The 11,962-nt window shown below is 53.7% G+C and carries 9 protein-coding genes; 3 read left to right on the plus strand and 6 right to left on the minus strand.

Features of this window, described 5'->3' with window-relative positions:
* Nucleotides 1-2: 2 nt before the first annotated feature.
* Entirely contained in the window at nt 3-1,166 is a 1,164-nt protein-coding gene (locus F822_RS02900; protein WP_025042007.1) for an efflux RND transporter periplasmic adaptor subunit, read from the minus strand.
* Nucleotides 1,163-2,353, minus strand: coding sequence for a TolC family protein (locus F822_RS02905; protein WP_231623557.1), 1,191 nt, complete (start codon nt 2,351-2,353; stop codon nt 1,163-1,165). Before F822_RS02905 ends, F822_RS02900 begins: the two co-directional genes overlap by 4 nt.
* On the opposite strand from F822_RS02905, the gene F822_RS16090 reads away from it, so the two are divergent.
* Together F822_RS16090 and nhaR are read left to right on the plus strand one after the other, a co-directional pair.
* Nucleotides 2,331-2,675, plus strand: a complete 345-nt coding sequence (locus F822_RS16090) for a hypothetical protein (RefSeq protein WP_231623558.1) — start codon at nt 2,331-2,333, stop codon at nt 2,673-2,675. The genes F822_RS02905 and F822_RS16090 overlap by 23 nt on opposite strands.
* Before the next feature lie 247 nt (nt 2,676-2,922).
* On the plus strand, nt 2,923-3,858 hold the full coding sequence (nhaR, locus tag F822_RS02910) for a transcriptional activator NhaR (protein WP_025042009.1): 936 nt from the start codon (nt 2,923-2,925) through the stop codon (nt 3,856-3,858).
* A 37-nt stretch (nt 3,859-3,895) separates the two neighbouring features.
* Here nhaR and htpG read toward each other — a convergent pair whose 3' ends face one another.
* Nucleotides 3,896-5,815, minus strand: coding sequence for a molecular chaperone HtpG (gene htpG / locus F822_RS02915; RefSeq protein ID WP_025042010.1), 1,920 nt, complete (start codon nt 5,813-5,815; stop codon nt 3,896-3,898).
* Between the two features lie 540 nt (nt 5,816-6,355).
* Here htpG and F822_RS02925 point away from each other — a divergent pair.
* On the plus strand, nt 6,356-7,471 hold the full coding sequence (locus F822_RS02925) for a PQQ-dependent sugar dehydrogenase (protein WP_025042011.1): 1,116 nt from the start codon (nt 6,356-6,358) through the stop codon (nt 7,469-7,471).
* A 149-nt stretch (nt 7,472-7,620) separates the two neighbouring features.
* Here F822_RS02925 and F822_RS02930 read toward each other — a convergent pair whose 3' ends face one another.
* From F822_RS02930 to F822_RS02940, 3 genes are all read right to left on the minus strand, one after another.
* Complete coding sequence (locus F822_RS02930) at nt 7,621-8,502, minus strand: EipA family protein (protein ID WP_025042012.1); 882 nt, start codon at nt 8,500-8,502, stop codon at nt 7,621-7,623.
* A gap of 491 nt (nt 8,503-8,993) precedes the next feature.
* A complete protein-coding gene (gene nuoN / locus F822_RS02935; RefSeq protein ID WP_025042013.1) occupies nt 8,994-10,439 on the minus strand; it encodes an NADH-quinone oxidoreductase subunit NuoN in 1,446 nt (481 codons plus the stop codon).
* Between the two features lie 35 nt (nt 10,440-10,474).
* Nucleotides 10,475-11,959 carry an NADH-quinone oxidoreductase subunit M gene (locus F822_RS02940; RefSeq protein WP_025042014.1) on the minus strand — a complete coding sequence of 495 codons (1,485 nt, stop codon included), beginning with the start codon at nt 11,957-11,959 and terminating at the stop codon, nt 10,475-10,477.
* Nucleotides 11,960-11,962: the final 3 nt, after the last annotated feature.

The following is an 11,962-nucleotide window of genomic DNA, read 5'->3' on the forward strand; positions in this document are numbered from 1 at the left end:
GTTTATTCCAATTCAGCGAGCTTGCGCTCGTTATCCAAATGAAAGGCGCCATCCACCACAATAGGCTGCTCGGCCGTGAGTCCCTTCAGCACGGGACGCATATCGGCCACTTCAGGGCCCAGCTCGACGGGAATACGCAGAAACCGATTATTGCCTTGAGACAGGAAAACATAGTCGCGATTGGCTTCACGCACCACTGCGGTTTCCGGCACTACCATGCTTTTATGCGGGTTATCCGTAATATGCATGGTAGCAAGCATGTCGGGCTTGAGCTTCCGCTTGGGGTTCTCTACCATCGTCCGCACCATCACCGTACGGGTCAAAGGATTTACCGTATCGGCAACGAAGATGATGAGCCCGTCGAAGTTTACATCGCCAAGTGCCGGTACGTGGATCTCTACGTGCTGACCGACCCGCACATTTCGCGCTATCTGCTCCGGCACATCGCCCACCACCCAGACGGCGGACAGGTCGGCCACCTGAAATAGCTGATCGGCTGGCTGCACCACTTGCCCGATGATGACATGCCGACCAATAACGATGCCGCTTTTCGACGCTTTGATGGCAACGGACGGCAGGATATGGCCTTTATCCACCAAGTCTTTCAGCGCACTGTTGTCCACGCCCAGCAGCCTCAATTGATCCTTCGCCGCCTCCAGCTCGGCACGCGAAACCTCCAGCTCCGACTCGCGCCGCTCCACCTCTGCAATGGCGATCACGTCAGCGGAAAGTAAATGGTGAGCACGCTCGGCCGCTTTCTGGGCCAGTACAGTCCGCGAAGACGCCCGTAAATAGGCCAGTTGTGCCTGAGTTAATTCGGGACTGGAAATACGCGCCAACGGCGCTCCGGCATCAACGCTCTCACCCAGCGTCACGTATAGGTCGATGATGCGCCCTGTTACGTAGGATCCGATACTGACGAGCCTCTCCTCGTCCACTTCGACCTGGCTTGGAACCTGCAATTTATCGGCGAGATCGATCATTGTCGGCTGACCGATCGTGATGCGCTGCACCAATTCCGGCCGAATCGTGATGCTGTTCACATCCTCCGGCTCTTGCAGCACGACTTCTTTGCTGGGAGATGCGGCCTCCTTGCTGCCGCCGCATCCCGCGGCAAGGAGAACGGTAAATACAACGACACCGATCATCGGCAACGTAAGTTTCATTCGTGGGCTTGCTCCCCTGGATAATAAGCCCGCAGCCGATCGATTTCGGCAGCAGCAGCCTGTAAATCAAAGCGTGCCTGCAATGAATCCGCTAATATCCCTCTAAGTACACGCTGGGTATCGAGCACTTCAATCAGCGGCCGCTCGCCGAACCGGTAAGCTGCCTGGGCAATCTGCAATGCATTCTCGGCCTCCTTGATAATACCGCCCTCGAACATCTCCACCCTGCGCTGTGCGATTTGCAGGCCTTGCCAGGCGGATTCGAGCAACTGGCCGATCTCGAAGCGACGGTAGTCCAACGTTTCCCGCACGCGCGCAGAATCGGCCACAGCGGCATTGATTTCCCCCCGCCGCTGGTATAACAGAGGAATCGTCACTTTTAGACCGCCCCTGTTGTCCGTGTACTGCGCATCCTGATAATTGCTGTACACGACGTCCACCGAGGGCAGCACCGAAGCGCGTTCCTGATTGATTCGCAGACGTGCTTGTTCCGATTCGGCCTGCAAGCGCAACACATCGGGGTTGACAGCTGGCACTTCCAGACGTAATTGCTCCAGCGGAGGCAGGTTGACCGGATCGAACAGGGACGCGTTTATTACAAAATCAGGTTTCAAGGCACCCGCTGTAAATTGCATCAGCGCGACCCGCGCCCGTTGTGCATTCAATAGCGCCGCCTCTTTGCGGCTCGCGGCATTCAGTACCTCGGCATCCGCTCTGATCAACTCGAAACGCGCTGTTTCACCCACCCCTACGCCCACCTGGATGCGCCGCCGCACCTCTTCCATGAGGTCGAAAACGCTGGCTTCCATACGCGCTATCTCCTGGCGTAGCAGCAGTTCATACGCGCGTACCCGCAACTGTGCCGCCAGGTCTGCACGAACCTGATGAAAGCTGGCACGGCTGGCCTCTACGCCGGCCTCGGCTGAGCCGATGCGGGCGCTCCGCACAAATGGATTCTCAATAGTTTGACTGACAGTCACCTGACGTGTGTTCGTTGCTGGATTTGCGGCCGGGATTCGGGGATGTTGAGGGCCGCCTATGAGGCTCACTGTCGGATTAGGATAGGCTGTCGCCCTCACCACGCCTGCTTGCGCCATCTCCACTTGCGATTGAGCAGCGCGCACCAGTCCGTTGGCTTCCAGCCCCAGCCTTTGCAAGGCTTCGATGGAGAGTGCCCCGGCAGGCACGGGTGGAGATGCTGTAGTGGAAGGCAAGGTGATGGACGGTATCGCGGAAGGTCGCCCCACAGACGGCACGGTAGGCGGCACCGACGTAGAAGGTATCGTAGTAGGCACATCAACAGGTGGTACCGCGCCGGACGCGGAGGGAGCAATTGCAGGTCTGGCTGCAGGCGCAATCGTAGGTGCAGGGGCAAAAACAGGTGCGGTGAGCTCAGGCATGGTTGCCGACCCTTGGGCTGAAGCAGGCGTAAGTGGCGAAACAAGGATCAGGCTGGGCAAAATACGATACAGAAGTGATATATGCATGTACTACCTTAAATTTTCCTGAAGCAATGCCTGCTCCAACGATGAGGCGAAGCTGAGTGCCAGGTACGATGACTGGATGCCCGGCCGCAAGCATTTGGCACAGCAATAAAAAATCAATTACCGAAAAAGCAACGTCATTCGGCCTCTCTTGGCAGAGGGATAAAAATTTAGTCTAATTGAGAATTTGCATCAAGAAAAGTAGTATCTTACTGATGATATAATCGATTTTTACGAATTATTGTCTCCCAGCTACGGCAAGGCGCACCTCGATGCTCAACTATAAACAGTTACATCATTTTTGGGCCGTCGCAAAGGCCGGCAGCATTGTCCGGGCGAGCGAACGCCTGAATCTCACGCCACAAACCCTGAGCGGCCAGATCGGATTATTGGAAGAGTCGCTTGGCGTAGCGCTTTTTCTGCGCGTCGGAAGACGTCTGGAATTGACGGAGACGGGCCGCCTCACGCTTTCCTACGCCGATGAAATCTTTCAGGTCGGGAACGAACTGGAAGAGGCGCTGCGCAGCCACCCTGAAAGCCATTTCATTTCATTCCGCGTGGGCGTCGATGATGCCGTTCCGAAGTCCATTGCCTACCGGTTGCTTACCCCGGCGATGACGCTCGCCGAGCCGGTGCGCATCGTCTGCCGAGAAGACAAGCTTGTCCGCTTGCTGGTGGAGCTGGCGATCCAGCGCCTGGATCTGGTGCTCGCGGACCGGCCCATGCCGGCCGAGACCAATGTAAAAGGCTATAGCCATAAACTCGGCGACTGCGGCATCACATTCTTCGCCGAACCGCGGCTTGCGGCACAGTTCAAGCAGGCATGGCCTCACATTCTTGACTCGGCACCTATGCTCATTCCCGGAAAGGAAGCCGCTGTGCGAATACCGCTAATGCGCTGGTTCGATTCGCAACAGCTTCGCCCGCGTATCGTGGGGGAGTTTGACGACAGTGCGTTGATGCAGGCCTTTGGCCAGGCCGGCATCGGCATTTTCATCGCACCATCGGTGATAGCCGACGAAGTACAGCGTGAGCACGGCGTTACAATTATTGGTCAGACAGACGACGTCACCGAACAGTTTTACGCCATCTCCATGGAACGTCGCCTGACCCACCCCGCCGTCGTTGCCATCAATGATACCGCTCACCGGAAACTATTCGCAAACCTATATCCCGGGAGCACTCATAAAGCCACTCGGCAAAATTGACTTCATCGGAGAAATTGCTGCCTGTACCTCGACAGTACTATTTCTCACTTTCGGTCGCCAAAAATAGCTCATTGATTCGTTTTACGAAACTGGCAGGATCCTCAAGCTGACCACCTTCAGCCAACAATGCCTGATCGAACAGGATGTGACTCCAGTCATCGAAGTGAGCCTCATCCGATTTCAGGCGCTGGATCATGGGATGATGGGGATTGATCTCCAGGATAGGCTTGGCATGATCCACTTTCTGCCCCGCCGACTTCAGCAGGCGCTCCAGATTCCCGCTCATGTCGTGGCTATCGGCAACCAGGCAAGCAGGAGATTCCGTGAGGCGTAACGTCACACGTACATCCTTCACCTGCTCGCCGAGAACGCTCTTTATTTTCTCGGTAAGCTCCTTGTATTCGCCTGCTTCTTTCTCTTGCTCCTTTTTCTCCGCCTCATCCTCCAGTTTTCCCAGGTCCAGGCTACCCTTAGCCACAGATTGCAGGGGCTTACCCTCGAACTCCGTCAGATTTGCAACCAGCCATTCATCCACGCGATCGGACAGCAATAATACTTCGATTCCTTTCTTGAGGAAGACTTCCAGATGGGGACTGCTTCGGGCTGCCTTGAGGCTATCGGCGGTAACATAATAAATTTTTTCCTGACCCTCCTTCATGCGGGCGATGTAATCGCTGAACGACACAGTCTGCTCGTCGGAGTCGGTATGGGTGGAGACGAAACGTAACAGCTTGGCGATACGTTCACGATTAGTGAAGTCTTCAGCCACTCCCTCTTTGATAACCTGCCCAAATTCCTTCCAGAAGGTCTTGAATTTGGCTTTGTCGTCTTCCTGGTCGCTTTGAGCCAGGTCTTCGAGCAGGCCCAACACTTTTTTCGCGGCACCCGCGCGTATGGCTTCTATATCTTTCGATTCCTGTAATATCTCGCGCGAAACATTTAGGGGCAGGTCGTTCGAGTCGATTACACCACGCACAAAACGCAAATAGTTCGGCAGCAACTGCTTGGCGTCATCCATGATAAAGACCCGCCGGACATAAAGCTTGATGCCATGGCGGGATTCACGATCGAACAAGTCGAAGGGGGCGCGCGACGGAATATAAAGCAGTTGCGTATATTCCTGCTTACCCTCTACCCTGGCGTGAAGATAGGCCAGCGGCGGCTCGAAATCATGCGCCACGTGCTTGTAGAATTCGTTGTATTGCTCAGCTGTTATTTCGCTCTTGGGTCGCGCCCATAGCGCACTTGCCTGATTAACGGTCTCGTCTTCATCGGTAATCGCGTTTTCATTTTTTTCCTGAGACCACTCCTCTTTCTTCATCACAATGGGAAGGGTAATATGGTCTGAATACTTCCGTATGATAGAGCGGAGCCGCCAGCCGTTGAGCAGGTCATCCTCGCCTTCGCGCAAATGCAGCGTGATCTCGGTGCCGCGATCTATTTTCTCCACTGTCTCCAGCGTATAATCTCCTTCACCAGCGGATTCCCAACGGATCCCATGCTCAGGCGTCATGCCGGCACGACGCGTAACGAGCGTCACCTTGTCCGCAACGATGAAGGCTGAATAAAAACCGACGCCAAACTGGCCAATCAAATGCGCATCCTTGGCCTGATCGCCGGTTAACGAACTGAAGAATTCACGCGTGCCCGACTTGGCGATTGTGCCTATATGGTCAATGACCTCCTGCCGCGACATGCCAATGCCGTTATCGGAAATCGTGAGGGTGCGGGTCGCGACATCATAGCCGACGCGAATCTTCAGATCCGAGTCGGATTCGTACAGCGCACCATCGGAGAGGCCCTCGAAGCGTAGCTTATCGGCCGCATCCGATGCGTTGGAAATCAGTTCGCGCAAAAAAATTTCCTTGTTACTATATAAGGAATGAATCATCAGCTTGAGCAACTGCTTGACTTCAGTCTGGAAACTTAGATGTTCTTTTGTAGCTGTGTCTTGCATGGTTTTATCTCCTGAAATAACGCAATAGGATAAATTAGGGCGCATTGGAAGTTTTCAAGCCGCCCAGCGCTAATAAACCGCCAAATCTTGCTTCAACCTAAATCCGGTAGTTGGGCGGGGAGAAGTGTACGGTTTTTGGGGTGCAGGGCAAGGTGCAACGACGCGGAATGCGACCGCGCAGGGCGGAGCAGTGCCTTCCGCAGGAAGGTGCGACCCCGAAGCGGGATGCGGGCGCCCCCGTGCGTGTGGAACGCGATCGCGGCATCCCCTGCGCTGCCCGATCCCCACTGCGTGGGGCCCCTCGGGCGACGCTTCAGGCGCCGTTCCATTCCAAGGAGTTGCAACGTAGCCATGTGCCCCAAAAACTGTACAATTCTCCCCGTAGCGGCCTCACCCGGAAGGTAAGGGTCAAATAATATGAAATATTGTTATTTAATCATAACACTGATCTATTAAATGAGCGGTCAACTACCGGATTTAGGTTCAATGCGTGATTTGCTTCCTATTAATCCATTTTGATTTACAGTCCGGGGTCCAGTCATGTGCATCATAAAAACTTTCGTCCGTTGTCTCGTCTTTTGCATGTTCTGTTGTGTTTTACCTGTCGCCGCGCAAGATCAGGCTCACCCGCTTCCGCTGGATAAAATTAAACTACCTGCCGGCTTTTCAATCGAACTGTGGGCAGAGGTACCCAATGCGCGGGGGTTGGCATTGGGGAAAAAGGGCACTGTATTCGCTGGCTCCACCTCGGCAGGGAAGGTCTATGCCGTCACGGAAGCTGACGGTACACGCAAGGTGACAACCATCGCCAGCGGGCTTGACCTTCCCTTAGGAGTGGCGTTTCGGGATGGCGCACTATATGCCTCCGCTGTCGACCGAATTTTACGGTTCGATGATATCGAGGAAAATCTGGATAAACCGGCGAAGCCGACGGTGATAACAGACAACTTTCCGAATGAGAAGCACCATGGCGGCAGATTCATCGCTTTCGGACCCGATAACCTGCTTTATGTCGCGGTCGGGGCACCGTGCAATGCTTGCGAGCCCGATCCGGCGCGTTTCGCATTGATCTCGCGCATCAAGCCCGACGGCTCGGGCTACGAGGTCTTCGCCAACGGCGTGAGGAATACGGTGGGTTTCGACTGGCACCCTGGAACAAAGGATTTATGGTTCACAGATAACGGCCGTGACTGGCTGGGCGATAATCTGCCGCCGGACGAACTCAACCGTGCGCCCGCAAAAGGCATGCATTTTGGTTACCCATACTGTTATGGAAGCGATATTCCAGATCCCAAATATGGTGCAAAGCGCGATTGCAACAAGCTTACTCCGCCGGCAGCCAACTTCGAGCCGCATGTTGCAGCGCTAGGCATGCGTTTCTATACGGGCAAAATGTTTCCGCCGGAATACAGGAATAATATTTTCGTTGCGGAACATGGTTCCTGGAACCGTCGCAACAAGATTGGCTATCGCCTCAGAGTGGTGAAACTGAAGAACAATAAGGTCGTGAAACAGGAGGTGTTTGCCGAGGGCTGGCTGGAAAAGGAAAATGCCTGGGGAAGACCGGTGGATGTGCTGGTTATGCCAGACGGCGCACTGCTGGTTTCAGATGATTTTGCGGGCGCCATTTATCGCATCAGCTACAAGAAACCGTAGGGATCACGAACCAATCGCTCCAGGGGAGCGATTGGCTAACTGGCTCTGCGCCAACGTAACGCTCGCGCCCCCGGATCCGGGCTCTAAGGGTGGAACGCAAGAAGGTGCCTGCAAGCCAAGCGGAGCGCTTCATTCCACCCAACTCGGATCTAATTCGTTTGCCGTATGCCATTCACCTGGACTTCGACACGGCGGTCGGGTTGCAGGCATGCGATCAATGCCTCGGTTCTTTCGCTGCCCTGACATGTGTTGCCGGTTATTGGATCGGCTTTACCCCTGCCTTCAATCCGGATTTTTTCAGAATCCACCCCTTTCGTTACCAGATAGTTCCTGACTACTTCGGCTCGAACCCGGGAAAGGTGATTGTTATATCCGTCAGAACCAAGTCGGTCGGTATAACCGACGATACTGATCGAATCATAAGGAAGCGTTTTTAGCTTGGCCGCAAATTCATCCAGTTGATAGCGCGATGAGCCAGGTTTCAGGACGGCTTTATTGAAATCGAATAGCTCGTCTGTGGCGAAGCGCACTTTTACAGGCACCTCTGCCGGGGCAGGAACGGCAGCGGGTGGTGGGGCGGCTACTATTTCGCGCGGACTTATCTTCATGATCACGCTGCTGAAACCGAGGTTGAACTCCAGGCCCCTTGATGTAGAGACAAACACGACATTCACCCCATTCTCATTTCTCAGTGCGGCGGCATTGGCGCCGCCGGCTATCGTCAATCCGCCGTCGACACCCGCATAATTGCCATTGAAGTCGTCTATGTTGTTCAGGTTATATACCCTTCCAACTGCATCAATCCTGGATGCGCCAATGTCAAGAAACGAAAATCCCTGGATGTCGACCGGATAGTCCATCCCCCGATAGGTTAGCGTACCGCTGCCCCAACTGAAACCAAAAGCGAGTGCAAATGAATTTACCCGCAGTTTAAGGGTTGCATCGGGGAAGCTTTCCTCGGCCTGAGCCCCGATCGGTCCCAAACTAAAAATAACTGCCGTTACGAGTCCCAAGATCCATTTCATTTTCATTTGCACGCTCCTCTGTACGGGGTTTTGCCGATATGGTTATTCCGGAAGAATCAAACATTCGCAGTACGTTCTATATATAGCTGCTGCCGAGATACAGGTCAAGTCGAATCTGGTAAAGGGAAAGTGAGCTGGGCTGTCTAACAGCCTGTCGGACTTAAAGAATCGCAGCGAAAAAGTGACTGGATGAGGGGAGATCTTGAGGGTTTTGAAGGCCAATAGCTATTCTATTGGCCGAAAAAGCAGAAAAATATGAACCAGCCAGACACTTTTGCAGCCGATTTCCTTTAAATCCGACAGGCTGCCAGGCAGATATTCCTGCGACTTTGTCTTAAGCTGATGAGGCATCTTCCCGACACATGCCGGTTCCCTCTGATACGCCTCAGCTCGGCCTGATATCCAGCATTCCAGATAAGATCAAATGGTGCCTGGTTCGCCTGCCCTACATGGACCCATCGGACCACGAACTGCTTGGAGACCCAAGCTTTGGCGCACTACATTGACTGTTGGATAGCGTAAGCACACAACGCAATCAGCACCTGAGGAAAAAGCCCGAATCCGAGCATTGCCAGTCCATTAGCGCTTATCAGCACCTTGACGTCGTTCTGCGGCACAATGAGAACATCGGTTTCAGGTTCATCGAAGTACATCAGCTTAACGATGCGCAAATAATAAAACACGCCGACCAGCGAAAGAAGTACCGCCACCACTGCCAGCCAGATGTAACCTGCACTCAATACCGCCTGCAAGACCGACAGCTTGGCATAAATGCCCACTGTCGGGGGAATGCCGGCCATCGAGAACATCAGCAGCAGCATCATAAACGCGTACCATGGGTTGCGCCGGTTGAGCCCCTTGAAATCATCAAGCTTTTCAGCCTCGAATCCTTCGCGCGACAAGAGCATGATTATGCCAAATGTACCCAGCGTCATCAGCACATATACCACAACATAAAACATTGCCGCGCTATAACCATTTTCATCCGCAGCGAGGATGCCAAGCAACACGAACCCCATGTGTGAAATGGTCGAATACGCGAGCATACGCTTGATGTTGGTCTGGGCAATGGCGGCAAAATTACCGACAACCATGGACATAACGGCGAGAATAATGAGCATTCCCTGCCAATCCGCCGACATCCCCCCCATTCCCTCCGCCAGCAAGCGCATGACGAAGCCGAACCCGGCCAATTTGGGCGCCGAACCGATAAACAACACCACGGCGGTCGGTGCACCCTCATAGACATCGGGAACCCACATATGAAACGGCACCGCGCTCAGCTTGAAACTGATGCCGGCAACGATGAATACGAGCCCCACCACCAGGACGGCATGATTGATTACGCCCGACTGTATTACTTCGGTTACGCGAATAATATTCAGGGAACCTGTCGCGCCATATATCATGGACATGCCATACAGCAGGAAACCCGAAGCCAGCGCTCCCAGGACAAAAAATTTGATTGCCGCCTCGGTAGATCCAGGCGAATTACGCCTCAACGCCACCATGGCATAGAGCGATAATGACTGGAGCTCCAGCCCCAGATAAAGGGTCAGGAAGTGACTGGCGGAGATCATGACCATCATGCCCAGCGTTGCAAACAGCGCCAGACTGAAAAACTCCCCGCTGAGCATGCCGCGTACGGAAATATAACTTCGCGAATACACCAGCACAGCGGATACGGTGATATATACCAGTATCTTCAGTATATCCGCCATCGCGTCGTCGACAAACATGCCGGAGAAGGTATAGACGACGCCGGGAGCGGAGGTGACGAACGAGATAAGCACGCAACCGAGCAACGCAATCTGCGCGAGCAAGTATGCGATATAGGGTTTTTTTTCGCCCCACGCAAGATCGGCCAATAGCACCACGCATACCATACCCAGCAGAAAAATCTCTGGATAGGCGGGCGCGAAATCAGGCTGCGTAAAATTCATTATCATCCTCAAACAAGCAGGCCACTTTATTTACACTACAATTTGCTGCGTCCGACATGCACAAGCAAATCATCGACCGTGGTATGCATCACTTCCATCAATGGCAATGGATAGAGACCCATTCCCAGTACCGCAACAGCTAGAATTGCCAATATCAGGATCTCCCGGCCACCGATATCCTTCATTTCTTCCACGGCGGGATGTACGACTGCGCCGAATATGACGCGTTTGTACATCCAGAGCGTATAAGCCGCTCCGGTGATCAGCGTGGTAGCTGCGAAAAATGCATACCAGAAGTTCACTTTCATGGCGGCCATGATGACCATGAATTCCCCGACGAAACCGCTGGTACCGGGCAATCCCGTATTCGCCATCGCAAAGAGCATGAAAAATGCGGCGAATACCGGCATTTTACTGGCCAACCCGCCGTAGTCGGCTATCTGGCGCGAATGCAGCCGATCATACATAACCCCTATGCATAGAAACATCGCGGCGGAAATAAAACCGTGCGAAATCATCTGCACCATCGCGCCTTCCAATCCATAGGCGTTGAACAGGAAAAAGCCAAGCGTGACAAATCCCATATGCGCAACAGATGAATAAGCGATGAGCTTTTTCATGTCCGCCTGTATCAGTGCGACGAGGCCGATATAGACGATCGCAATCAGCGATAATGCGATCATCATACCAGCGAGATATTGGCTTGCGTCCGGCACGATCGGTAGCGAAAAACGCAGGAAACCATAACCGCCCATTTTCAGCAGTATTGCCGCCAGTACAACCGAACCCCCCGTAGGCGCTTCCACGTGGGCATCCGGTAGCCAGGTGTGAACTGGCCACATCGGCACTTTTACCGCAAACGCCAGCGTGAAAGCAATAAATATCAGGATTTGCGGCATAAGCGGCAACGGCAGCTGGTGATAATCAAGTATTGAAAAGCTGCCTCCGGAAACCTGATAGAGGTAAATGAATGCCACCAGCATCAACAGCGAACCGAGCAGCGTATAAAGAAAAAACTTGATGGACGCATAGACGCGGTTGGGTCCTCCCCAGACACCGATGATCAGAAACATCGGGATCAGCGACGCTTCCCAGAAAACATAGAACAAAATCGCATCAAGCGACGAGAACACACCATTGACGATGCCGGACATGATAAGAAACGCGGCCATATATTGAGATACGCGTTTACTTATCACCTGCCACCCTGCCATTACTACCAGTGGGGTCGTGAAGCAGTTGAGCAGAATCAATGGCATGGCGATGCCATCTACGCCGAGATGGTAATGAATATTGAAGCGCTCGATCCAGAGGCTATATTCGACGAACTGCATGCCGTTCGACAGCGGATCAAACTGTGTATAAAGCGGTATCGCAACCAGCAACCCCGCAACTGATCCGATGAGGGCAATCCATCTTGCCAGTTGCGCATTACGGTCGCCGCCGGTGGCGAGCACACCAACGCCGGCAAGAATAGGCAGCCAAATGATCAAGCTTAACAGGGGAAGACCGAACAGCATGTT

This window comes from Nitrosospira briensis C-128 (genome assembly GCF_000619905.2).
GTDB lineage: Bacteria > Pseudomonadota > Gammaproteobacteria > Burkholderiales > Nitrosomonadaceae > Nitrosospira > Nitrosospira briensis.

Excerpts from the sequence above, each read along its gene's own strand:
- F822_RS02900 (WP_025042007.1), bottom strand. The coding sequence starts at position 1,166 with ATGAAACTTACGTTGCCGATGATCGGTGTCGTTGTATTTACCGTTCTC.
- F822_RS16090 (WP_231623558.1), top strand. The coding sequence starts at position 2,331 with ATGGAGAGTGCCCCGGCAGGCACGGGTGGAGATGCTGTAGTGGAAGGC.
- nhaR (WP_025042009.1), top strand. The coding sequence starts at position 2,923 with ATGCTCAACTATAAACAGTTACATCATTTTTGGGCCGTCGCAAAGGCC.
- htpG (WP_025042010.1), bottom strand. The coding sequence starts at position 5,815 with ATGCAAGACACAGCTACAAAAGAACATCTAAGTTTCCAGACTGAAGTC.
- F822_RS02925 (WP_025042011.1), top strand. The coding sequence starts at position 6,356 with ATGTGCATCATAAAAACTTTCGTCCGTTGTCTCGTCTTTTGCATGTTC.
- F822_RS02930 (WP_025042012.1), bottom strand. The coding sequence starts at position 8,502 with ATGAAAATGAAATGGATCTTGGGACTCGTAACGGCAGTTATTTTTAGT.
- nuoN (WP_025042013.1), bottom strand. The coding sequence starts at position 10,439 with ATGAATTTTACGCAGCCTGATTTCGCGCCCGCCTATCCAGAGATTTTT.
- F822_RS02940 (WP_025042014.1), bottom strand. The coding sequence starts at position 11,959 with ATGCTGTTCGGTCTTCCCCTGTTAAGCTTGATCATTTGGCTGCCTATT.